Source organism: Gordonia sp. ABKF26 (assembly GCF_041103195.1).
GTDB lineage: Bacteria > Actinomycetota > Actinomycetes > Mycobacteriales > Mycobacteriaceae > Gordonia > Gordonia terrae.
The window spans coordinates 3892722-3916163 of record NZ_JBGCVZ010000003.1; the positions used below are offsets into that span (position 1 = coordinate 3892722).

General features: G+C 65.2%; 22 protein-coding genes and 1 other annotated feature. Of the genes, 11 read left to right on the top strand and 11 right to left on the bottom strand.

The window, feature by feature from the left end:
- Positions 1 to 71: 71 nt before the first annotated feature.
- The 6 genes from rho to argS all read right to left on the bottom strand — a co-directional run bounded on the left by rho (position 72) and on the right by argS (position 9020).
- Complete coding sequence (gene rho, locus AB4Z55_RS17985; protein ID WP_354560307.1) at positions 72 to 2204, bottom strand: transcription termination factor Rho; 2133 nt, start codon at positions 2202 to 2204, stop codon at positions 72 to 74.
- Positions 2205 to 2543: 339 nt separating this feature from the next.
- Complete coding sequence (thrB, locus tag AB4Z55_RS17990) at positions 2544 to 3554, bottom strand: homoserine kinase (protein ID WP_064571525.1); 1011 nt, start codon at positions 3552 to 3554, stop codon at positions 2544 to 2546.
- A complete protein-coding gene (gene thrC / locus AB4Z55_RS17995; RefSeq protein WP_004021239.1) occupies positions 3535 to 4620 on the bottom strand; it encodes a threonine synthase in 1086 nt (361 codons plus the stop codon). The genes thrB and thrC overlap by 20 nt, the downstream gene beginning before the upstream one ends.
- Positions 4613 to 5953 carry a homoserine dehydrogenase gene (locus AB4Z55_RS18000; RefSeq protein WP_064571526.1) on the bottom strand — a complete coding sequence of 447 codons (1341 nt, stop codon included), beginning with the start codon at positions 5951 to 5953 and terminating at the stop codon, positions 4613 to 4615. Before AB4Z55_RS18000 ends, thrC begins: the two co-directional genes overlap by 8 nt.
- A complete protein-coding gene (gene lysA, locus AB4Z55_RS18005) occupies positions 5950 to 7371 on the bottom strand; it encodes a diaminopimelate decarboxylase (protein ID WP_369520202.1) in 1422 nt (473 codons plus the stop codon). Before lysA ends, AB4Z55_RS18000 begins: the two co-directional genes overlap by 4 nt.
- Positions 7368 to 9020 carry an arginine--tRNA ligase gene (gene argS, locus AB4Z55_RS18010; protein ID WP_354560303.1) on the bottom strand — a complete coding sequence of 551 codons (1653 nt, stop codon included), beginning with the start codon at positions 9018 to 9020 and terminating at the stop codon, positions 7368 to 7370. Before argS ends, lysA begins: the two co-directional genes overlap by 4 nt.
- 149 nt (positions 9021 to 9169) lie before the next feature.
- Here argS and AB4Z55_RS18015 point away from each other — a divergent pair, with 149 nt between their 5' ends.
- The 3 genes from AB4Z55_RS18015 (at position 9170) to AB4Z55_RS18025 (ending at position 11466) form a co-directional block, all read left to right on the top strand.
- Entirely contained in the window at positions 9170 to 9994 is an 825-nt protein-coding gene (locus tag AB4Z55_RS18015) for a DUF3105 domain-containing protein (protein WP_033205431.1), read from the top strand.
- A gap of 83 nt (positions 9995 to 10077) precedes the next feature.
- On the top strand, positions 10078 to 10956 hold the full coding sequence (locus AB4Z55_RS18020) for a DUF305 domain-containing protein (protein ID WP_248645189.1): 879 nt from the start codon (positions 10078 to 10080) through the stop codon (positions 10954 to 10956).
- A gap of 81 nt (positions 10957 to 11037) precedes the next feature.
- Complete coding sequence (locus AB4Z55_RS18025; protein ID WP_248645188.1) at positions 11038 to 11466, top strand: cyclopropane-fatty-acyl-phospholipid synthase family protein; 429 nt, start codon at positions 11038 to 11040, stop codon at positions 11464 to 11466.
- A 15-nt stretch (positions 11467 to 11481) separates the two neighbouring features.
- Here AB4Z55_RS18025 and AB4Z55_RS18030 read toward each other — a convergent pair whose 3' ends face one another.
- Positions 11482 to 12372: an alpha/beta hydrolase gene (locus AB4Z55_RS18030; RefSeq protein ID WP_369520203.1), complete on the bottom strand. Its 891-nt coding sequence runs from the start codon at positions 12370 to 12372 to the stop codon at positions 11482 to 11484.
- Between the two features lie 140 nt (positions 12373 to 12512).
- Here AB4Z55_RS18030 and AB4Z55_RS18035 point away from each other — a divergent pair, with 140 nt between their 5' ends.
- The 3 genes from AB4Z55_RS18035 to AB4Z55_RS18045 all read left to right on the top strand — a co-directional run bounded on the left by AB4Z55_RS18035 (position 12513) and on the right by AB4Z55_RS18045 (position 13893).
- Positions 12513 to 12881: a VOC family protein gene (locus tag AB4Z55_RS18035; RefSeq protein WP_248645186.1), complete on the top strand. Its 369-nt coding sequence runs from the start codon at positions 12513 to 12515 to the stop codon at positions 12879 to 12881.
- Between the two features lie 192 nt (positions 12882 to 13073).
- The gene (locus tag AB4Z55_RS18040; RefSeq protein ID WP_369520204.1) at positions 13074 to 13430 is read left to right on the top strand and encodes a hypothetical protein; all 357 of its coding nucleotides are present in this window, start codon (positions 13074 to 13076) and stop codon (positions 13428 to 13430) included.
- Positions 13431 to 13650: 220 nt separating this feature from the next.
- The gene (locus AB4Z55_RS18045) at positions 13651 to 13893 is read left to right on the top strand and encodes a hypothetical protein (protein WP_369520205.1); all 243 of its coding nucleotides are present in this window, start codon (positions 13651 to 13653) and stop codon (positions 13891 to 13893) included.
- A gap of 720 nt (positions 13894 to 14613) precedes the next feature.
- On the opposite strand, the gene AB4Z55_RS18050 is transcribed toward AB4Z55_RS18045, so the two are convergent.
- The 3 genes from AB4Z55_RS18050 to AB4Z55_RS18060 form a co-directional block, all read right to left on the bottom strand.
- Positions 14614 to 14838, bottom strand: coding sequence for a DUF2510 domain-containing protein (locus tag AB4Z55_RS18050; protein ID WP_369520206.1), 225 nt, complete (start codon positions 14836 to 14838; stop codon positions 14614 to 14616).
- A 98-nt stretch (positions 14839 to 14936) separates the two neighbouring features.
- Entirely contained in the window at positions 14937 to 15170 is a 234-nt protein-coding gene (locus AB4Z55_RS18055) for a hypothetical protein (RefSeq protein ID WP_369520207.1), read from the bottom strand.
- Positions 15171 to 15274: 104 nt separating this feature from the next.
- A complete protein-coding gene (locus tag AB4Z55_RS18060; RefSeq protein WP_369520208.1) occupies positions 15275 to 15748 on the bottom strand; it encodes a hypothetical protein in 474 nt (157 codons plus the stop codon).
- A gap of 458 nt (positions 15749 to 16206) precedes the next feature.
- Between AB4Z55_RS18060 and AB4Z55_RS18065 the strand changes: the two genes are divergently transcribed.
- The 5 genes from AB4Z55_RS18065 (at position 16207) to AB4Z55_RS18085 (ending at position 22258) form a co-directional block, all read left to right on the top strand.
- A complete protein-coding gene (locus AB4Z55_RS18065) occupies positions 16207 to 17208 on the top strand; it encodes a site-specific DNA-methyltransferase (RefSeq protein WP_369520209.1) in 1002 nt (333 codons plus the stop codon).
- Positions 17208 to 17897, top strand: coding sequence for a hypothetical protein (locus AB4Z55_RS18070; RefSeq protein WP_369520210.1), 690 nt, complete (start codon positions 17208 to 17210; stop codon positions 17895 to 17897). The genes AB4Z55_RS18065 and AB4Z55_RS18070 overlap by 1 nt, the downstream gene beginning before the upstream one ends.
- Entirely contained in the window at positions 17894 to 19075 is a 1182-nt protein-coding gene (locus AB4Z55_RS18075) for an McrB family protein (RefSeq protein ID WP_369520211.1), read from the top strand. Before AB4Z55_RS18070 ends, AB4Z55_RS18075 begins: the two co-directional genes overlap by 4 nt.
- A 217-nt stretch (positions 19076 to 19292) precedes the next feature.
- Positions 19293 to 20575, top strand: a protein-coding gene (locus tag AB4Z55_RS18080; protein WP_085949824.1) for an IS3 family transposase whose coding sequence is annotated in 2 segments (ribosomal slippage) — positions 19293 to 19581 and positions 19581 to 20575 — 1284 coding nt in all. Because the reading frame shifts where the segments join, the coding sequence is not laid out codon by codon here.
- Positions 19571 to 19699, top strand: a sequence feature (AL1L pseudoknot). Its footprint overlaps the gene before it by 129 nt.
- A gap of 132 nt (positions 20576 to 20707) precedes the next feature.
- Positions 20708 to 22258 (top strand): DUF2357 domain-containing protein, encoded by a 1551-nt coding sequence (locus tag AB4Z55_RS18085; protein ID WP_369520212.1) that lies wholly within the window; start codon positions 20708 to 20710, stop codon positions 22256 to 22258.
- On the opposite strand, the gene AB4Z55_RS18090 is transcribed toward AB4Z55_RS18085, so the two are convergent.
- The gene (locus AB4Z55_RS18090) at positions 22221 to 23288 is read right to left on the bottom strand and encodes a hypothetical protein (protein WP_369520213.1); all 1068 of its coding nucleotides are present in this window, start codon (positions 23286 to 23288) and stop codon (positions 22221 to 22223) included. The two genes, AB4Z55_RS18085 and AB4Z55_RS18090, sit on opposite strands and share 38 nt — an antisense overlap.
- Positions 23289 to 23442: the final 154 nt, after the last annotated feature.

Below are 23442 nucleotides of genomic sequence, written 5' to 3' on the forward strand. Positions count from 1 at the left end.
CCCACGCTCCCTGAGGTGCGGGCGAAGCGTTCGCTTCGCGCAACCTCAGGGGGCGTGGGGTGCGGACGAACTCAGTCGTCGTTGTTCCCGCCCGGTGCGGTCTTCTGCACCGTCATCAGGAACTCGATGTTCGTCTTGGTCTTCTTGAGCTGGCTGATCAACAGATCGATGGCCTGCTGCGAATCGAGACCCGAGAGCACGCGACGCAGCTTGTGCACGATGGAGAACTCCTCCGGCGACAGCAGCAGCTCGTCCTTACGGGTGCTCGACAGGTTCACGTCCACCGCCGGGAACACCCGACGCTCGGAGATCTTGCGGTCGAGCTTGAGCTCGGCGTTGCCGGTCCCCTTGAACTCCTCGAAGATCACCGTGTCGCCGGTGGAGCCGGTCTCGACGAGCGCCGACGCGATGATCGTCAGCGATCCACCGTTCTCGATGTTGCGCGCCGCGCCGAGGAACCGCTTCGGCGGGTAGAGCGCGGTCGAATCGACACCGCCGGAGAGGATGCGACCCGACGCGGGCGACGCGTTGTTGTACGCACGACCCAGACGGGTGATCGAGTCCAGCAGCACCACAACGTCTTTCCCGCTCTCGACGAGTCGCTTCGCGCGCTCGATCGCCAGCTCGGACACCGAGGTGTGGTCTGACGGCGGCCGGTCGAAGGTCGACGCGATGACCTCGCCCCGCACCGAACGCTGCATGTCGGTGACCTCCTCGGGACGCTCGTCGACGAGGACGACCATGAGGTGGCATTCGGGGTTGTTGGTCGCGATGGCGTTGGCGATGTCCTGCAGGATCGTGGTCTTGCCGGCCTTGGGCGGCGACACGATCAGGGCGCGCTGCCCCTTGCCGATCGGCATGATGAGGTCGATCACGCGGGTGTCGAGCCGTTCGGGGGTGGTCTCCAGCCGCAGGCGCTGATTCGGGTACAGGGGCGTGAGCTTGTTGAACTCGGGACGGCGCTTCGCCGTCTCGACGTCGCCGCCGTTGATGGTGTCCAGGCGCACCAGCGGGTTGAATTTCTGCCGCTGGTTCTGCTGATCGCCCTCACGTGGCACCTTCACCGCACCGGTGATCGCGTCGCCGCGCCGGAGCCCGTTCTTGCGAACCAGGTTCATCGAGACGTAGACGTCGTTCGGTCCGGCGAGATAGCCCGAGGTGCGCACGAAGGCATAGTTGTCGAGAACGTCGAGGATGCCGGCGACGGGCTGCAACACGTCGTCGTCGGAGACCTGCGGCTCGTTCGGGGTGTCGCGGTTCTGCCCACGGCGACGCTCGCGGAACCGCCGGCCGCGCCGGCGACCGCCGCCCTCGCCGTCGTCATCACGATCCTGGCCACCGTCACGATTCTGGCCGCCGTCACGGTTCTGACCCTGACCGCCGTCGCGGTTCTGCTTGTCGCGGTTCTGGCCGCCATCGCGGTTCTGGTTGTCGCGGTTCTGGCCGCCATCACGGTTCTGGTTGTCGCGATTCTGGTTGTCGCGGTTCTGGCCGCCATCACGGTTCTGGTTGTCGCGATTCTGGTTGTCGCGATTCTGGTTGCGGTTGCGGCGATTACGCTGCTCACCGCCGTCGGCATCGCCCGCGGCGTCGGTCGACCCGTCCCGCCCGCGGCGTCGGCTACGATCTCCGCCGGTTTCCGACGAGTCGGTATCGGCGGCGTTGTCGCCCGTGCGGGCTTCTGCGGCCTGGGACTCGTCGGCCTTGGCCGAGTCGGTCGCGGCGGCGCCGTTCCGGGGGCCGTCGGTTTTCGCGCTGTCGGCCGCAGGCGCCTCTGCCGGTGCGTCGGCACCAGCGGCCTTGCGGCCGGCGCCGCGTGCGGCGCGCGTGCCGCCCCGGGGGGCGTCGGTCTTCTCGGTCGTGTCCCCACCGGACGACGCCGGGGACTCGCCGATGGTCAGTTGCTCCTCGGCCGCGGCGGCCGGCTTCGACGCGCCGGCCTTCGACCGGGCCGGGGCGCTCTTCGCGGCGGGGGCGTCGCCGCCCGCCTGGCGCTCCTTGATGGCCGCGATCAGGTCGCCCTTGCGCATCCCGGAAGTGCCCTTGATGCCGAGTTCACCGGCGACCGTCCGGAGTTCGCTCAGCACCATGCCGGACAGGCCGGTACGTGCACGTGTCTTGGTGGCCGGTCGTCCCGAGTCGGGGCCGGCCGAACCCGCGGATTCCTGCTCGGCAGGTGCGGTGATCAGGTCCGTATCGGTCACGGAAGTCCTTTCGTTCCTCCCACAGACGAGAACTGCGTGAGGTCTACGTTTCCCTGCTTCGGTGCGCTAGGGAGTCCGTCCGCGGTGGACGGTGAGAATGTGCGGTCCGCTGCGAGCGTGCTCGGAAACACCTGCGCTTCGGCACCGTCGACAGAGATCCATGACCCCGGCCCGGATACACAGCCGGCCATCTCCGATCGGTGAAGGATGAGAAGCGGCAGGACAAGCCTGCGCGGCTAGACCAGAATATGGTAACCCCGTTCGCATGATAGGGGCAACACGCCGGAAGCGCCAAACGAGCGCGCGACGGCCGGCGGGGATCCACCGGTGGAGAAGGCGTCAGCCGACGGAGATCTCGACTCCGCCGGCGACTGCCACCGACCGGGCGTCGAATCCGAGGCCCTGAGCGAGCTGACGGATGTCCGCCGGCACCGGCGACGTTCCGAGTACGAGGACGGTCGGTCCGGCCCCGGACACCGTCGCGGCGTGTCCCCTCGCCCGCAGCGCGGTCACGAGGTCACTCGTCGGCGCCATCGCCGAGGCGCGGTAGGGCTGATGGAGTCGATCCTGCGACGCGGCCATGAGATTGCGCGGGTCGGCCGTCAGGGCGACCACGGCGAGGGCCGAGCGGCTCAGGTTGAACACGGCGTCGGCGCGCGGAACCGCCTCCGGCAACAGTCCGCGGGTGAAGGAGGTCGACGACTCGGTGTCGGGGATGAAGACCGTCGCGCAGATGTCGGGATGCACCGTGAGCCGGTGCGCGTGGTACGACGCGACCCCGTCGGCCGATTCGGTCCACGTGACGACGGCCGAGCCGAGCACGCTCGCGGCGGCATTGTCGGGGTGTCCCTCGAATTCGCTGGACAGCTGTACGAGTTCGTCGTGCGACAGACCGGGCCCGAGACCGGCGGCCGAGATGAGGCCGGACGCAGCGGCCAGCCCCGACACCGCCGCGGCGGCGGACGACCCGAGACCTCGCGAGTGCGGAATCCGGTTGACACAGCGCAGCGTCAGGCCGGGCGCCCGGAGACCGGCGTGTGCCAGACCACGGCGCAGGGCGCGGACGACGAGATGCGAATCGTCGCGCGGCACGTCCCCGGCACCCTCACCCTCGACCTCGAGGGTCACCCCTGCCGGGACGGTCTCGACGATCACTTCGTCGTAGATCCCCAGAGCCATTCCGAGACAGTCGAATCCGGGACCGAGGTTGGCACTCGACGCCGGCACCCGGACCCGCGCCGACAGCCCGACCGGCACCGTGCGCACGGTCGGCTCCGCACCGGTCACGTCACCGTCGGCGTCCGATCCGACAACCGGACGCCCGGCCCCGTCAGCCGACACCGAGAGCATTCGCGACCGCCACCGGGTCCACCGGAATGGCCTCGACCGCCGGGATGCCCGCCAGCGCGGTGTCGGGGTCCTTCAACCCGTTACCGGTCACCGTGCACACCACGGTCGATCCGGGCTCGATCCAACCGTCGGCACTGGCCGCGAGCAGACCCGCGACGCTCGCCGCCGAGGCCGGCTCGACGAAGACGCCCTCCTTGCCTGCGACGAGACGGTAGGCCTCGAGCAGCTTTTCGTCGGTCGCCGCCCGGAACTGGCCGTTCGACTCGTCCTTCGCCGCGACGGCCTGGTTCCAGCTCGCCGGCGACCCGATGCGGATCGCGGTGGCGATGGTCTCCGGCTCCTTCACCGGCGCACCGTTCACCAGGGGCGCGGCGCCCGCCGCCTGCACGCCGAGCATGCGCGGCACCGACGACGAGACACCATCCGCGTGATACTCGGTGTAGCCCTTCCAGTACGCGGTGATGTTGCCCGCGTTCCCGACCGGCAGCGCGTGGACGTCGGGTGCGCGACCCAAGACGTCGACGATCTCGAACGCGGCGGTCTTCTGACCCTCGATCCGCGCGGGGTTCACCGAGTTCACGAGCTCGATCTCGGTGAACTCCGCCGTCGCCTTGCGGGCGAGCTCGAGACAGTCGTCGAAGTTGCCCTCGACCTGGATGATCTTGGCGCCGTGCATGACCGCCTGCGCCAGCTTGCCCATCGCGATCTTGCCCTGCGGGATCAGCACCGCGCAGGTGATGCCGGCCCGGGTGGCGTACGCGGCGGCCGACGCCGAGGTGTTGCCCGTCGAGGCGCACAGGACGGCGGTCTTGCCGTTGTTGACCGCGTTGCTGACGGCCATCGTCATGCCACGATCCTTGAACGAGCCGGTCGGGTTGAGGCCCTCGACCTTCAGGTACACCTCACACCCGGTCAGCGACGACAGGTGGGGTGCGCTGATCAGCGGGGTGCCGCCCTCGAGCAGCGTGACGACCTTCCAGTCGTCACCGACGGGCAGCCGCGACCGGTATGCCTCGATCAGGCCCGGCCACGCGCGGTGCACGGGCGTAGAAGTCGCTTCAGTCATCGGTACCTTCCAATCGCAACACACTCGACACCTTGATGACGGCGTCCATGTCTTCAAGCGCCGCAACACAATCCGATTGCGCACGGTCGGGCGCACGGTGGGTCACCACGATCAGCCGGGCATCGTCACCCGCACCCTCCTGACGCACCGCGGCGATGCTCACCGACCGCTTCGTGAATTCACCGGCGACCTGGGCGAGCACACCCGGTCGGTCCGCCACCCTCATCGAGATGTAGTAGCGGGTGAAGACGTCGTCGATCGGGGCGACGGGCAGCGAGGCGTAGGTCGACTCGAGCGGTCCCCGGCCACCGTGGACGCGGTTGCGGGCGGCCATGACCATGTCGCCGAGAACGGCCGACGCCGTCGGCGACCCACCGGCACCCTGGCCGTAGAACATCAGCCGGCCGGCGTTCTCGGCCTCCACGACGACGGCGTTGAACGCGCCGTTCACTGTTGCAAGCGGATGGGTCAGCGGGATCAGCGCGGGATACACGCGCGCTGAGATCCGCTGCGCGCCACTGGCATCGCGGACCCGCTCGCAGATCGAGAGCAGCTTGATCGTACAGTCGAACTTCTTGGCCGCGACCAGGTCGGCGGCGGTGACCGACGAGATGCCCTCGCGGTGGACGTCGGCCGCCGTCACCCGGGTGTGGAAGGCGATCGAGGCGAGGATGGCCGCCTTGGCCGCGGCGTCGTAACCCTCGACATCGGCCGTGGGGTCGGCTTCGGCGTACCCGAGTCGACCGGCCTCGGCGAGGGTGTCGGCGTAGTCGGCGCCGGTCTCGTCCATCGCCGACAGGATGAAGTTGGTGGTGCCGTTGACGATTCCGTTGACCCGCTCGACGGTGTCGCCGGCCAGCGACTGCATCAGCGGCCGGATCACCGGGATGGCACCGGCGACGGCGGCCTCGAAGTAGAGGTCCACCTTGGCATCGGCCGCGGCGGTCGCGAGTTCGCCGGTGTACTCGGCGAGCAGCGCCTTGTTGGCGGTGACCACGGACTTGCCGCTCTCGAGCGCGGACCGGATCAGGCCACGCGCCGGGTCGATGCCACCCATCAGCTCGACGACGATGTCGACGTCGTCGCGGGCGACGAGGGATGCCGGATCGTCGGTCAACAGGTCCTGCGCGATCTTGCGCGGACGTCCCAGATCGCGCACCGCGACACCACGGATCTCCACCGGTGCCCCGACGCGCGCACGCAGATCGTCGGCGTTGTCGGTGATGATGCGCACCACCTCGGCGCCGACGTTGCCCATGCCGAGCACCGCGACACCGATGGTGCGCGGGTCGACCTCGGTTGCGCCGCTGGTGTTCTCCATTGATCCGGTCACAGGCCCACCTCCAGGCTGAGGAAGTCGTCGATGGTCTCCCGGCGCAGCAGCAGCCGGGCGTTCCCGTCGGCCACCGCCACCACGGGCGGTCTCATGGTCATGTTGTAGCGACTCGACATCGAGTAGCAGTACGCGCCGGTGGCCGCCACCGCGATCAGGTCACCGGGTCCGAGATCCTCGGGCAGCCAGCAGTCCTTGATCACGATGTCGCCGCTCTCGCAGTGCTTTCCGACGACGCGGCAGACCACGGCGCGCGCCTGCGACACCCGGGACACGAGCCGGACGTCGTATTCGGCGTCGTAGAGGACGGTGCGGATGTTGTCGCTCATACCGCCGTCGACCGAGACGTAGCGTCGGACGGCCCCACCGCCGAGTTCCACGTCCTTGACGGTGCCGACGCGATACAGGGTGACCGTACCCGGACCCGCGATCGCGCGGCCGGGTTCGACCGCGATGATCGGCATCGGAAGGCCGACGGCCGCCGACTCCCGTTCGACGATCGCGGCCAGTGTCTCCGCCACCTGCTGGACCGGCAGCGGACGCTCCTCGGGGAGGTACGAGATGCCCAGTCCCCCACCGAGGTCGACGATCGACATCTGGGAGGTCTTCTCGACGCCGAACTCGCCCACGACGTCGCGTAGCAGTCCGAGCACACGGTGGGCGGCCAGTTCGAAGCCGTCCATGTCGAAGATCTGCGAGCCGATGTGGCTGTGCAGGCCGACGAGCCTCAGGTTGTCGGTGGCGAACACGCGTCGGATGGCCGCCATCGCCACCCCACCGGCGAGGGAGAAGCCGAACTTCTGGTCTTCGTGTGCGGTGGAGATGAACTCGTGGGTGTGCGCCTCGACACCGACGGTCACGCGCACCAGCACGTCGGCGACGACACCGCGCTCGCGGGCGACCGCGTCGAGTCGCTCGATCTCGATCATCGAGTCGAGGACGACGTGCCCGATGCCGGCGTCGACCGCCGCGCGCAACTCGTCGACGCTCTTGTTGTTGCCGTGCAGCGCAATCCGCTCCGGCGGGAATCCGGCGCGCAGCGCGATCGCGAGCTCGCCGCCGCTGCAGACGTCGAGGGACAGCCCCTCGTCGTCGACCCACCGTGCGATCTCGGTGCACAGGAACGCCTTCGACGCATAATGCACTCGTCCGTACGGACCGAACGCGGCCATCATGTCCCGGCACCGCGACCGGAAGTCGGCCTCGTCGACGAAGAACGCGGGGGTGCCGAACTCCTCGGCGAGCTCACTCACCGGCACGCCGGCGAGCCGCAGTTCGCCCGAGTCGTCGCGGGATGCGTTGCGCGGCCACACCTGCGCGGGGATCTCCGCCAGCACGGCCGGGTCGTTCGGGCGCTCGGCGAGATGCGGTGCGCCCAGCAGTTCGGCGTGCCGGGGGCCGGCGGGGTGCGCGTTCACATCTGCTCCGGTGCGGTGACGCCGACCAGGCCGAGGCCGTTGGCCAGGACCTGACGGGTGGCCTCGCACAGGGCGAGTCGGGCGCGGTGGATGTCGGCCGGCTTCTCGTCACCCTGCGGCAGGACGCGGCACTTCGCGTAGAAGCGGTGATAGGTGCCGGCGAGTACCTCGAGGTAGCGACACACCCGGTGTGGCTCGCGCAGGGTGGCCGCCGTCGCGACGACGTCGTCGAAATCGCCGATGGTCCGGATCAGTTCGCCCTCGGCGGGATCGTCGAGAAGGTCCAGATGTTCCAGCGACGACACGACGCCCAGGTCGGCCGCGTTGCGGGCCAGCGCCGACATCCGCGCGTGGGCGTACTGCACGTAGTACACCGGGTTGTCGTTGGACTGCTTGGTCAGCAGGTCGAGGTCGATGTCGATGTTGACGTCGACGGACGAGCGGATGAGGGAATAGCGCGCACCGTCGACCCCCACCGCATCGACGAGATCGTCGAGGGTGATGACGGTGCCCGCACGCTTGCTCATGCGCACGGGCTTGCCCTCGCGGACGAGATTGACCATCTGGCCGATCAGCACCTCGACGGTGGCCGGGTCGTCTCCCAGCGCCGCGGCGGCCGCCTTGAGCCGGCTGATGTAGCCGTGGTGGTCGGCCCCGAGCATGTAGATGCACAGGTTGAATCCGCGGTTGCGCTTGTCCCGGTAGTAGGCGATGTCGCCGGCGATGTAGGCCGCGTTGCCGTCGCTCTTGAGGACGACGCGGTCCTTGTCGTCACCGAACTCGGTGGACCGCAGCCACCACGCGCCGTCCTTCTCGTAGAGGTTGCCGTTGGCCTTCAGCTCGCCGATGCACTCGTCGACCAGGCCGGTGGCGAACATCTTGTCCTCGTGGGTGAAGACGTCGAAGTCGGTACCGAAGTCGTGCAGGCTCTGCTTGATGTGGGCGAACATCAGGTCCACGCCGACCGAACGGAACGTCTCCAGACGGTCGGCCTCGGGCTGCGACAGCACGTCGGGGGCCGCCTGGACGACCTGCGCGGCGATGTCGGCGATGTAATCGCCCGCGTAGCCGTCCTCCGGGGTCGGGTCGCCCAGTGCCGCGGCCTCCAGCGACCGGGCGAACCGGTCGATCTGGGCGCCGTGATCGTTGAAGTAGTACTCGCGCGTGACCGCTCCACCGCGGGCGGCCAGGACGCGTCCGAGCGCGTCGCCGACGGCCGCCCAGCGCGTACCGCCGAGATGGATGGGGCCGGTCGGGTTCGCCGAGACGAATTCGAGGTTGATGACCGACCCGGCGAGTTCGTTTCCGCGCCCGTAGTCCGCTCCCCGCGCGAGCACGGCGGCGACGACGGTGTTCTGCGCGGCGGCGCCGAGCCAGACGTTGACGAATCCCGGACCCGCGACGTCGGTCTTCGCGATGCCCTCCGCGGCGGCGAAGGCCTCCGCCAGCCAACCCGCGAGTTCCCGCGGGTTCACGCCGAGTCGCTTGCCCATCTGCAGGGCGACATTGGTGGAGTAATCGCCGTGGTCAGCGTGACGGGGGCGCTCGACGACGATGGAGTCGGGCACCAGGTTCTCGTCCAGTCCGCGGTCGCGGACCACGGTCAGGGTCACGGCGCGCAGCAGCGCGGCCAGGTCGGCGGGAGTCACAGGACATCATCCTATTGGCCATCGCCTGATCACCGACAATCGCACCCCGCTCGACCCACCGGGCCCACCAGTACACTCGTGGGCGCCGAGCGCGCGCCGGGCCTTCCGCCCGCCCGCCGGCACCCGCAGTCGGATGAGGAAAGAAGTCAATGGCGCGCAAACCCGGGGCGAACGTCCCCAAGTCCCGCAAACGAGCAGGATCCGTTCCCTCGGCGACGGGACGGCAGGTCGACTGGATGCTGATCGGCGCCGTCGTGGTGGTCATCGGCCTCATCGCGGGTCTCGCGATCTATCTCGTCCCCAAATTCAACGAGCAGCGCGCCGAGCAGAAGGACGATGTCGCCGTCGAATCGGTGTCCGAGTTCGTGCCCACACCGCAGAACCCGGACCCGGCGGCCGCCATCCCGGGTGTGACGAAGCGGTACTACGAAGCCGCCCGCCACGTCACCGCCACGCAGCGCGTCGCCTACGACCAGTCGCCGCCGTTCGGTGGTCCCCACGACGAGATCTGGGCGACCTGCACCGGCGTCGTGTACCCGAACCCGCTGCGTTCGGAGAATGCCGTCCACGCTCTGGAGCACGGCGCGGTGTGGGTCACCTACAACCCGGACACCATCTCGCCGGAAGACCTCGACTACCTCAAGCAACTCGTCCGCGGCGAGCAGTACCTGTTCCTGTCTCCCTATCCCGGGCTCGACAAGCCGCTCTCGCTGCAGAGCTGGGGGCACCAGCTCAAGCTGGACTCCGCCCGCGACCCCCGCGTCAACCAGTTCATCACCGCGCTGCGTCGCAACATGATGCCCGGCGTCTACCCGGAGAATCCGCAGACCGCCGCGTATCCGGAGACCCAGGCGACCTGTACGGCCATTCCCGGCTTCGACCCGTCGAATCCCCCGCCGGCAGACCAGGGCGAGCCCGGCCCCGACGCGGTTCCGATGAACGGCGGCAGCGCCAACCCGATGCCCGCGGGCTGACGCGGGTCACACCCGAACGGCAGTCCAGGCACCTCCCCGGGCCCGACGACCCGACGAGACGACGAGACGACGAGGACCCAACGATGACCGACAGCAGCGATCGTCCGCACACCCCGGACGAGACACCGACACCCGAGGCTCCCGAGCACACCGTGGAGACATCGTCGCGCCCACGGATCCTGCTCGCTCTCGGTGGGGCCGCCCTGCTGCTCTTCGGCGTCGGTCTCGGCCTTCTCATCCAGGCCAGCCTCGCCGACGACTCCACCGGTGAGGACTCGCCCGCGGCGAATTCGGCCGCCGTCGGTTTCGCCCAGGACATGACCCGCCATCACGAGCAGGGTGTGGAACTCGCGGCGATCGAACTCGAGCACGGCACCGACCCCGAGGTGCGGAGCATGGCGTTCGACATCCTCACCGCCCAGAGCAACGAGATCGGCCAGATGCAGTCGTGGCTGTCGCGCTGGGGGCAGCCCGTCACCAATCCCGGCGCGACCATGGCGTGGATGGGCCACGGGGACTCGGACTCCGGACACGACCATTCCGATCCCGCGGATCACACCGAGGGCGGTCATGATCACGGCAGCATGGACCACGGGGACGGCGACCACGGCAGCATGGACCACGGCGACATGTCGATGCCGGCGTCCGGGGCGCCCGCAGCAGGTGGCGCGGACTCCGACGCAGCAGAACAGCCCGCGATGCCGGGCATGGCGACGTCGACGGAGATGGAACAGTTCCGTGCGATGCGGGGTCCCGAGGTCGACATCAGGTTCCTGCAGCTGATGCTGCGCCACCACGAGGGCGGCCTGCACATGATGGAGTACGCCGCCGACCCGGCCAACGTCGATCAGGCCTATGTCCGTGACCTGGCGTCGAGCATGAAGCGAACCCAGGACAAGGAGATCGCCATCATCACCCAGATGCTGGCACTGCGTGGCGCGCAACCGCTTCCGATGAACTGAGCGGCGACCTACCCGTCCGCGCCGTGCACTGAGCAACTTCGGTCGGGCCGTCCGCGCGCCCGACGAACGATACTGGGGACCATGCTCTCCCCACGCCTCGCCGACGCCGTCGACGCGTTGCCGCTGACGCCCGGTCTGCGCGTGCTCGAGATCGGTTGTGGGCCCGGGGCGGCCGCACGCGAGGTGGTGCGGCGTGTCGGTCCGTCCGGTTTCGTGCTGGGTGTCGACCGGTCGACGCGGGCCGTGAGCGCCGCTCGTCGGTCGGCGATCGCCGATGGGCTCGCTCCCGACCGGTTCGACGTCGAGTGCAGCGCGGTCGAGGACTTCGTCCTCGGCGATCGCATCCCGTTCGACCTGGCGTTCGCGCTGCGGGTCGGCGCTCTCGACGGGCGACACCCCGGTCTCTACGACGCGGCCGTGCGGGCCGTGGCCCGGGCCCTGCGTCCGGGCGGAATGCTGTTCGTCGACGAGGGAGACCCATTGCGGCGCATCGACTTGCCGACGGGCTGAGGCGGCCCGGTCCGGTCAGTCGTGCGCGAGAGCGCGTCTGACGGCCTCGCACTGACGGGCGAAGAAGTCCTGCGCGGTCGCCGTCCGGGGCGCGACGATGTCGAATCCGTGAAATGCGCCGGGTATCACGTCGACCTGGCACTCGACCCCTGCCGCGCGAAGCCGCTCGGCATAGTCGCGGTCCTCGGCGGCGAACAGGTCGAGGGTGCCGACACCGATCCACGCGGGCGGCAACCCCGCGAGGTCGGTACGCCGCGCCGGGACCGCCTCGCGGGTGTCGGCGTCGCCCAGATAGCTGGACCATCCGAAGGCGTTGGCCGAGGCGTTCCAGAGGCGATGGTGCGGATCGGGTTCGCGTGTGCGGTCGTCGAGCATCGGGTAGGTCAACAGCTGCAACCGCACCGCCACCCCGTCATCGCGCGCCCGGAAGGCCAGTGCCGCCGCCAGTCCCCCGCCGGCACTGTTGCCGCCGATCGCGATCCGGGTGGTGTCGGTGTCCGGCTGGTCCGTCATCCACCGCAGTGCGTCGAGACAGTCCTCGATCGCCGCGGGGTACGGATGTTCCGGAGCCAGACGGTAATCCACCGTGACCACCTCGATGCCGGCACGTTCGGCCATCGCCCGCGCCCAGCGGTCGTCCTGCGCGGCACTGCCGGTGACGTAACCGCCGCCGTGAATCCACAGGAGTGCGGGTAGCCGTCCCGAAGAGTGTGCCGGACGGAACACGCGCACCGCGACCCCGCTCGGCGTCGTCGCGGTGGTGACCGGCGCCCGTCCGTTGCGGACCCGGTACAGCCGACGGACGACAGGGAGCGTGCGTCGTGACACGAGCTGCGCGGGCGCGATCAGGGCGACCCGGCGGAGGTCGGGAGCGAAGTCATTGCGAATTCTCCAGCGGATCAGCACAGACGGAGACTATTCGCCCACAGTGACCTGTGCGCGGAGTTCGTGGCGATTCGCTGGGATACTGTGTCATGCTCTGTCCAGCGTCGCGTGCCGGTGGCGGACCGCGTCAGGCATGGAGGCGCCGGGACGAAAGTTTCGTCATGCCAGTCAGTTTCAACCACATCATCATCGGCGCGCACGATCCGCAGGGATCCGCCGACTTCTACCTCGACGTACTCGGCGCGCGGCCGGCCCCCAGCTGGGGTCCGTTCGTGAACATCCTTCTCGACGACGACACGCTGTTGCAGTTCGCACCGGCACCGGTCGCGGAGCCCATACACATGGCCTTTCTCATGGACGACGCCGACTTCGATCGCGGGTACGACGCTTTGTGTCGTCAGGGCATCGAACACTGGGCCGATCCGCAGATGCGACGACCCGGCGAGGTCTCGACCGAGGATGGCCGCCGGGTGTATTTCAAGGACCCGTCCGGGCAGTTGCTGGAGATGCTCACCGAGCCGTATCTGTGAGGTGGTCGTCCGGGTCGGCTCGACAATGCCGGAGAGTTTGACAAAAGCAAAAGCGCCACTCGAAGCCAAGTGCGCCGGTTGTCACCGGCGCTTCTGATCTCAAGTGGCGCTTCTGCGGCAATGGTGCGCCTCCGTGAATCTCTTTCAAGCCAAACCGACGAGTTCGGACGTCTACACGCGGCGGTCACGGCCATGTCAATCGCGGATGTCGAGACCGTCGAATCGCCCACACGATCCGCAGACCCCATCCGCCAACAACGTCGCCTCTCTCCGCAGGAAGTGGCACAGCTGGTCAACGACTACCGAGCAGGAGCAACGACCCGCGATCTCGCCGCGAAGTACAACATCCACCGCATGACCGTGACCCACCATCTCCAGCGCAGCGATCAGCCAACTCGCTCCAACCGCGCCTTCGAGGGTGCTCGTCTTGACCGCCTCATCGCGGAGTACCAATCCGGCCGCTCGACCGAGGCACTTGGTCGTCAGTACGGCGTCGCCGGCAGCACGGTTGCCCGCACGCTGCGACGAAACGGGATCACGCTGCGGTGACGGTTTCGGCGTTGCCGTTCGCGGCCGAGAGACCTACACAGTTGTCTCGTCCGGCGAGGTTCGATCCAGGCGATGGACTAGTTGACCAGCTTCGCGACTCGTACGTACCCGATCGAAAAGTATGGCATCAGCCGTTACGTTCGCCGAACAGCTGGCGCCAGCGAAAAATAGCAGGTCATGACTGTCAAGCACTGCACTCGGACGGTAGTGCTGGAGTCAAATGCTTGATCCGGCCGGGGCCAGTAGCGAAGATTGGGAAGTCTCAATAATCTACGACGAAGGTGCCGCCATGCTCATCGATAACAACACCCTGCAGCAGATCCAGCATGCCAGGGATGCACTCTCCCGTGTGCCGGCAGGCGAGATTGACCGCTGGTTCGCAGCCTCCGACTCGGTGCCGGACGAGCTACCTACTGTGACGGAGCCGGAGACGATCCAGCGGTACGACATGCCGGACGACTAGCACGCACCATTCGTCGCGCTCCTGGAAAACGTGGTCGTAAGGATCGCGCACCAACCGGGCTTCGCTTCAGAGAGGGCTATCCCCTCCGCCTGCACGGTCGCCTCATTCTCCAGATGTCGCGTTCCCGCCGTGGGAGGTCGCCGTCTTCATCGACAGCTGCTTCTGGCACCTGTGCCCGCGCCACGATCAGATACCGGCGACGACCCCGGGACTTTCGGACGAACTAGTCGCCTCTCGGTCAGGGCCCGTAGCCGCCTACGTTGCCGCACAATACAAGAGCCTCCTGAAGATTGGCGGGTTCCAACGACGAGTAGACCGTACCGACAGCGTTGTTCATATAGCCGCCGGGATCTATGCGGCAACGTACATCCACGTTCGGTCCGAAGGCGGGGTCCCCCACGATGAAATAACCGTCCGCCTCTACCGAGGGCGAGTTGTGCACGCGGAGAAGTCGAGGGCATCTTTGCTGACGAGATAGAGGTAGTACACCGCGCCGGCGCTTGCGCCGAGCTGGCACATCTTCGTCCCGGATTCTAAGGCTACTCCCGGTGGTGACTCGGGAGTTTGCGGTGTGGTCTGGGACGACGTATCAGGCCGCGACTGTTGACTTGGACTGGCTGTCGGCGTACGAGAGCGCGTCGCAGCGTTCGACGGAGGTGACCCCGCTACGGATAGGGAGGGCTTGTCTGGTCCCGGTTCTACCGAATCCTGAGTGTGAGTCTAATACCCGGCGAGAAAGGCAACGATCGCGACCGTTGAGAGTACGGCGAGGACTGTTACCAGAACCCACCGATACCTGCCCGTGATCGGTTGCGGTAGTGGCGGCTGAGTCACGATGCTCGCGGGCCGTGCCGGATTGGTGCTCTCGGTCCATTGCGTTCCGTCCCACCATCGGACTCGGCGCGGGTCGTCAGGATCCTCGAACCAACCTGGCCCCGATGTCATAAGCCATCACGCTACAGTCGTGTGGCTGGAGCCTCGAGCGATCCGGAGTGCCGACTCAAGGCTTCACGGACCAAGCCGCCGCTCGCGGCATATCCTTACTAGCCGGTTGTTCCGTCCGGCGAGATTTGCCTTCGCGCGAAGTACCGGGTAACCAGCTTGACGACTCGTACGTACTCGATCTCTAGGCTACTTGCATCAAGTTCGGCGAGATCGTCGCGGATGACTACGCTTGAGGGAGGGAGAAGCCTCGCCATGTCGCAGATGTCGTCACGCAGCTCGTCTTCGAATGTGTAAGGGGCGAACCAGCGGCTGGTCGTCTGAGCATCGTCCACGGTGAGCTCCATTCCCGCGCGGCGATTTCGACCATCTTAACCGTCGACGGGACCTTCTGGACCTGCTGCAAGACGACGTTTTGGTAACGCGCAGGATCGGGCTGCTAGCCGTCACTATCGGGATCGGGAACAAGCCGCAACGCTGACCGGCCGAGGCTCGGAGCAACATCTGGGCTGCTATCCGCGTCCCAGCACTCGATGTCCTCGCTGAAGATAACGCCATGCTCCAGCACGGCACGCGCCTGCTCGCCGACCCGATGCACCATCACTCGGGACTCATACGTGTCGCCCGGAACATCAAAGACGATCTGCAATAGCGCGCCCTCGAAATAGGCGGAAGCAACTATATCTAGTTCACGAGCTGCCCTCACGACCTTCATCGCCGTCTCGTAAGTCGCGGCCGATAACGGAACATCCACCTGGACCACACCGCTCCACGGGTTACCCTCGCGGACGAGATCAGCCCGGTTTGGCCGGGTGGATCGTCGTGTGTGTGAAGGCTGGTTCTCCAGCATCCGCAAGTGACCGTTCATGCGGCCTGCTTCGTCACGGCTGGTGTGGTGATGTCCACGTGGCATCTACTATTATCGTACACCTGTTCGAGCAAAACAAACAGATGTACGGGCGGACACCGGTGCTGGCCGGACGTGATCACGTGCAGAACGATACTCGTTTTCGACCTCGACCCGCCTGCGACGAGCTGAAACGGTGCTATCCGTTTACCCGCGATACCCCGGCAGCATGTCGCAACGCGGGACAGCTCAGCCGGGCCCGCGGTTGTCTGCGCGCGACGGCGAGCAAAACCGCCCATTCACCCCCCTGAGTTCCACATGGTAGATTCCGCCGTCGCGGCCGTCGTGACCGAGCCGGCGCGGTCACGGGCTGGTCGTATTGACACAATCCGTGGCAGATGCGACGCCCTACGATCCAGGTGGCGCGAAGCCCTACGGAGTGTCGAGGTATGTCGTCCAGAGCGCAGTCGGCCGTCGTGGGTAGATTTGGCGAGAAACGTGCAGTTCGGCGAGAGGAAGAGCGTATGTCGAATCGGGCGCCACTAGGTCCCGACGTTCCGTCGACTGCTTCCCGACTGCCCAATGGCCAGCTCAAGGACACACCGGCCAATCGAGCCCTGCACCCAATCGAGACACCTCAGGCGGCATTCGGCAGCGAGACACTCCAAGATCGCGCGTACTACGCCGATGACCGTTCGCTGGTATTTCATGGAGACGTGTCGAAGGTGCTCCAGGTGTTGGCGAACGAGGGGCTGGAGGTTGACTGCATCGTGACTTCGCCGCCGTTTTACGGCCAACGGGACTACGGTGTCGATGGCCAGATCGGTCTGGAGCAGCACCCCCAAGAGTTTGTTGATGCGTTGGTGGAAGTGTTTGAGCTGTGTCGCCCGGTCCTGAAGGACACAGGGAGTATGTGGGTGAATCTCGGGGACACCTACTGGAGTGGCAAAGGCGCACACAAGAGCAACGAAGCGAAGCAAGGTGCTCGCCGATTCGGGGTGCGCCCGCAAGACCTCCCAGGCGATGGGGGGTGGGCTCGTCCGAAGCAGCTTCTCCTAATTCCTCACCGATTCGCAATCGCCATGCAGGATGCTGGATGGCTAATCCGTAACGACAACGTGTGGGTGAAGCCCAACCCAATCCCCGACCAGGTCCGTGATCGCTCCTCAATCAGTCACGAGTACGTGTTTCATATGACGAAGGAGCGCTGGTATTACTACGATCGGGAACCGGTCGGTAGGTTGTCGGCGAATGGACGGACCCTTCCTCCACTAGACACATGGGTCGTTCGGCCGTCGCGGGGATCGAAGAAGCACAAGGCATCTTTCTCTGAGGAGTTAGTTCGCATCCCTGTGCTCGCCACGACTCCAGCGAATGGAGTGGTGCTTGACCCATTCGGCGGCAGTGGCACTACGCTGCGCTTTGCTCGCAAGAATGGTTTTCGCAGCATCGGGATTGATCTAAACAGTGACTACTGCGAAGAAATGGCCGACTCACTTCGCGAGATTGCCGCCTCGGAGGACTAGTGCCCAAGTACCTTGCAGGTGCCGAAATCAGACATGCTGTCGAGCAACTTGGCCGGTCGTCTGCGAAGGGGCGACTGTGTGAGTTCTTGATCGGTGTTAGGGCGCTGCGGCTCGCGGGTGTCGACCAAACGGCGGTCGCTGAATCCGTGCCGGTGTTCATTCAGGCGCTGGAGGAGTTTACTCGCTGGACGTCGGATGACGAGGCCGACAGCCCCTACTTCAATCCATTCGGTGGCCAGGCAGGTTTCAAGAGTCGGAAGTTCCGCTCGAACGGACCATCCAACACCATGCACGGCTGGGCCACCCAGGCGAACTCGCCGTTCGAAATCCTCAACACGCGACCGAAGTCGATCAAACGGCGCACGCTGTCGTCGACGCAATTGCGCGCCTTCCTCATCCAGAGTCGCAGGGATGACGACCGCCCGAGGTTAATCGATGCCGCGGTGTGGTTCTATCGCAGTGCCGACCTAGAAGGCAAAGACGGAACGACGCCAGACCGGTCAGCTTTGGAAGGCAGGTTCGTCAGAGATCTTGGGCTCGAAGAAGACGACATAACCGCCGTCTTCCGCCTTTCGGATGAGGACACCGAAGAAGACGGCTTCAATGGCGAAATTGCCGGTTCGGCGGACGGTCTCAAATTAACGTCCAACACGCCAGACGAAGCCGATTCAGGATCGGAGCTATCGTGACGCTTCAATACATCAACGACGTTGCTGACCCGAGTACCTATCTTCCGCACCATGCGTCTGGCCCGCAGGAGGTGGCGTCCAATGACGGGGGCCGTCTATCTGAGGTACTGGAGTACATTGCTGGAACGGGCTTCACATTTGACCCCTGGCAAGTTGCCACGTTCGTGACCGCGATCCGAACGAAGCCGTTTCTGATCCTGGCTGGCATCTCCGGCACAGGGAAGACCAAGTTGCCGCAGCTCATCGCGCAGGCTACCGGCGCGGAGGCGGTCATCGTTCCTGTCCGCCCCGACTGGACGGACTCCAGCGACCTGCTCGGTTATGAGCGTCTCAACTCGGAGTTTGTGCCGGGGCACCTACTGAAGCTGTGCGAGAGGGCAATACGTACGCCGGAAACGCAGTTTTTCATGGTGTTAGACGAGATGAACGTCGCGCGAGTGGAGTACTACTTCGCGGAGGTCCTGAGCGTCATGGAAAATCGCCGGTGGGAAAACGGCGTGATAGTGACCGAGCCGCTTAACCTCTCGGCACCGAACCAGGACGGGGTGGACTGGAGCTCGATCTACCTCCCAGCCAACGTGTCAATCATTGGCACGGTAAACATGGACGAAACCACGCACGGATTCTCTAAGAAGGTCCTCGACCGCGCGTTTGTCCTGGAGTTGTCGCAAGTCGATCTCGCAGACTATGTGTCAACCGGCGCGAGGAAACCGCCGAGCCCATCCAGCTGGGGTTCGTCGGCATGGGCGCCGGCCCACCTCCGCCTGGCGGACATTCCCGACCCTCAGTCCATTCAAGCTGTAGTCGAGTCCGTGAACGCATTGGTGCGCGCAAACGAGAGTTTGCAGCGGGCGCAACTCCAAGTCGGCTTCCGGGTTCGCGACGAGGTGGCCTTGTTTTGCCTCAACGCGATGGGATCTAAGGAGCAGTTCGTGGACCGCGATGAGACGGTCATCGCGCCGCTCGATTTATGCCTGAGTATGAAGGTACTTCCCAGGATTCAGGGCGGCGGTGCTCTACTCCGGGATGTCCTCAATGATCTCGAATCATGGACAGCACCGGGCCGCTCGGACACCGCCGACTCTGAAAGCCCATCCGGATTCCTCAGAACCCACGAGCGGATTCAATTGATGCAGCGGCGCCTGGACCAGACCGGGTTTACATCGTACTGGGTCTGACGCGTGAGCCTCCGCATCCAGACTGAACGCTGGGACATCACAGTCGAAGGCCCAAACCGCGCTAGCGTCTGGGAAAACCGTGCGGCGAGACAGGCCCCACACCTTCGAATCAGAACAGACAACCACGACCGCATTTTGGAAGTAGCGACAGACAATGCGACGCATTGAACCGCCCCGGGTCTGTCGGAGGCTCTCGAACCTGTGAAGGATGGAGAGCATGGCAGCACCACGCAAGTACAGTGAGGAACTCAAGGACCGGGCCACCCGGATGGCATGTGAAGCGCGACGAGATCCCGATTCGTCGAGAGGTGCGATCAAGCGGATCGCCGATCAGCTCGGAGTCCATCCCGAGGCGTTGCGCAATTGGGTTCGTCAGGCCGAGATCGACGGCGGGGTCCGCCCGGGCACCACGAGTGAGGACGCTGACCGCATCGCGGCGTTGGAGCGGGAGAACCGTGAACTGCGGCGAGCGAACACGATCTTGAAGCAGGCTTCGGCTTTCTTTGCGGCGGAGATCGACCGCCCACAGCGCTGATCGTGGAGTTCGTCGCGGCTCACCGCGATGAACACGGAGTCGATCCGATCTGTGCGGCATTGCGCGATACGTCCGCCCAGATCGCTCCGTCCACGGTACGAGCCCACCTGAGCCCCCAGAAGACCGAGGCGCCTCGTGTGGTGCGTGACCGGGAGCTCCTTACCCAGGTCCGCGCGGTGCATGCCGACAACCTCGGCGTCTACGGTGCCCGCAAGGTGCATGCCCAATTGCGCAGACAGGGCCATAGTGCTGCCCGCTGCACCGTCGAGCGATTGATGAAAGCCGATGGGCTGCAAGGGATAGCGAGACTCAAGACACGCAAGACCACGCGCAGCGAGGGAGCTGAAACACCCCGGCCGGCTGACCGGGTCAACCGTCAGTTCACCGCGGCGGCACCGAACGCGTTGTGGGTGGCGGACCTGACCTACATCCGCACCCACTCGGGCTGGGTGTACGCGGCGTTCGTCCTGGACGTGTTCTCGCGGATGGTCGTCGGCTGGCAGGTCTCGACCACCATGCACACCGACCTCGCCCTCGACGCCCTGAACATGGGATTGTGGGCACGGTCGCGTGCCGGCCACGACGTGGCCGGGCTGATCCACCACTCCGACCGCGGAGTGCAATACCGAGCCATCCGCTACACCGAACGACTGGCCGAAGCCGAAGCGGTGACATCTGTTGGCTCCAAAGGGGATTCATACGACAACGCGATGGCTGAGGCGTTCAACTCGCTGTTCAAAGCCGAATGCATCCGTAACCCCGTGATGCGCCCGCGAGGCGGCTGGGCAGGTGTGGGCGAGGTCGAGATCGCCGTCGCTGAGTACGTCGAATGGTTCAACCACCGCCGCCTGCACGGCGAGATCGGACACGTCCCACCCGTCGAGTACGAGAGCGCCTACTGGTCGACCCAAACCGTCACCAGCTACCGTGAGAACCCGGTCCCCGCAAACGCTGGAACCAACTAACCGAGCCTCCAGCAAACCCGGGGCGATTCACATCATCCAAGCGGACGCATGTACGACGACGTTGGAGCAAGGCTCTTAGAGGAGACCAACTATCGCTTGAGCGTGGTGAGCCGACGGGGTAGCAAACCGCACGTGGCCCACCTCGACCCGAGTCTTATACGCGACGTGCGACCCATCCCAGGACACGACGATGTACTGAGCGGTAACATAAACTTCCGATCCCAGGTCGGTGATAGCCGATTCGTTATCGATGACGGCGAATCCGAGATCGAGGTCATCGTCGAGGTCCGCCCATCAAAACTGGACTACGAAACTGATTACGAGGATCTTCTCGCTGGCGTCAGTGGCCTGGCTCGCCAATTGGTAATGGAATTCCTACGCGCCACTACCAGAGGTGCTAGCACTGGTAGTGGCGACGACACCCGCCAGATTGAGTGGCTCCTTCTGTTGCGCGAGGAGATTCACTCACTGGAGCAGGCGTTGTCTTACGTCGTGGCGAACCCACATCGACACTTGCTTCGAGAGACACGAATGGTGCCCGCCGAGCGCATTCGGCGTGCCTCAGCGGCGACGCGACGGGCCATCGCAAGAGGACAAGGTGAGGGAACCTGGGGAACTATTGACGGCATCGGTCCTCACCGGGAACGTCTACCGGCATCGCAGCCATACGAGACACTTAATAGCCCGGAGAATCGTTGGCTCAGAAGCCAACTTGAGCGGACGACCAACATACTGGCGCAACTGCGCCAGGACTACCGTGCGACACTCATCCGACGGCCCGATAGGAAGCCGAACGCCCGCACACAATCGGTTATCAACGAACTGGCTTCCATGGAATCGACCCTCGCGCCCTTCCTCTCCAAGTCGCCATTCGTCGACGCACCCCAATGGGTAGCGCAGTCGTTCACATCGCTCACACTTCAGGGGCAGCCCGGGTACCGAGAGGCGTACCAGGCGCTCCTGAGACTGAACATGTCATTGATCGTGGGCGGCGAGGCCATCAACATCCCAATTCGCGACATCTCCGAACTCTACGAAATATGGTGTTTCCTAAGCGTCGTGCATCAGGTCTCGCAGGTGCTGGGAGCGACCGTGGACATCTTCGACCTTGTGGAACTTCGTGACACCGGTGTGCGCCTCACGGTCGTGCCCGGCGCTCGGAGCACCGTGAGCGTTGAGACCGACACATGTAAAGCCAGGGTCACCTACAACCGAGAGTACACGATGCGCTCCGGCCCCCAGCGCCCCGACATCGTTGTCGAGATCATGCGAGACGATATGCCGCCTGTACTCCTCCTGCTAGATGCGAAGTATCGGCTGGACACAACCCCCGATTACGTACAAACCTTCGGTTGCCCGGGTCCGCCCGCCGATGCGATCGGCCAGCTACACAGGTACCGCGACGCCATAACCGTCAAGTACCCAAAGTACGGCGCGGGGCGACCGGTTGTGCGTGCAGTCGCTCTGTTCCCGCTCGGGGAGTATGACTCACATAATTGGGTCGATCATCAATATTTCAAGGCCATCGACGAGGTCGGTATCGGCGCATTGCCTTTTCTCCCCAGCAACATGTCGTGGGTGGACGAATGGCTAGAGCACGGCATCAAGGCGCCAGCTAGACAACTCGCATGGCCCGGACCAGACTTCATCGCTTGGAGTCATGTCGCTCGTCCCGGTGTTTGACTCTCAACGATCGGTCCCCCGACATACGCCACGCTGCTTCGCTTTCAGATTCAGCCGTATACCGTACGCGCAAGTTCGCTGCGATCAGCCGTTCGCGAGGTTGAACTGCCGTTCCGGCGAGCGCCTCAACAAATGCGTCCAGCGTCGCCACGTGAGCGATGGCAGGATCGTTCAAATACCCGACGTAATCCTCTGCGACTTGGCGAGACGGTCGGTCTTCTGTGTGATGCACCACCAATAGGTTGGCTGTGGAGACCTTCCCGATCAGGTCGTTCGACATTATCGTTGCCAGCGCGTGGCACCGAACCAACTGATTGACCTGCGGCGTTTGCAACGCTGCGTTCACGCTCCGCCAGAGCCCTGTGTACGCAGCCAAGTCTCGGTATGGCCGCCTGTCGATGTAGACTTGACGACTATTAAACCGGTCGGAGTACTTGATTTCCACTGCGAGGAGCTCTGCTCCCCTAGATGTTCGCATTTCGATCAGCGCGTCGATCCGAGTCATATCGTCCAAGTACTGGCTGCGGCGGCGTGGCGCGAACTCAACCCAAAGTCGAACCACCTCATAAACGTCCGGTCGTTCCATCACTCGCCCCAGAACCCTTGCAGCCCATAATGGGTACTCGCTTAATGGACCTAGCAGGTTGAGGGTGAGCGCCTGACTTGAAGTGAGGTATTTCGTACACCTGACCGGGTCGACGCCCCAACCCTCCAAACGGCGCCGCTCATATAGGCGACGAGCGCAGGGCGACGTGAAGTTTCGTGCAGCCAACGCATCGCGATCAGTTAACACGCTACCCATGGGACGCTGCACCCGGCCTGCAGTGTGCCCGTATTGTGGAATACCCAACACTGCAGCGCGATACCAAGACTGATGGAAGCGGACACGGCGTGCTAGCAACGGTTCGGTTGGACGTTGAGGCCCTATCGCGTCCAACAGCCGAGCGTCTAAATGCGAATCCGACGTACGTGGCTCAACCGAGCGGCAGTTAGGCCGCGCATCTGCCGATTGCACAGTTTGTATCACCACAACGCACTCCTGCTTGGTTTACGGTAATCGGCCCCATCGCATGCACTTCGTAGATCCTGATGACGCACCTGTGCGACAGTTGAGCTACGGACGGGCGCGGTTGTCGCTCTCCGCGTGGGCGAGAGCGCCATCCGGTCGCGGAACTTAAAAGGCG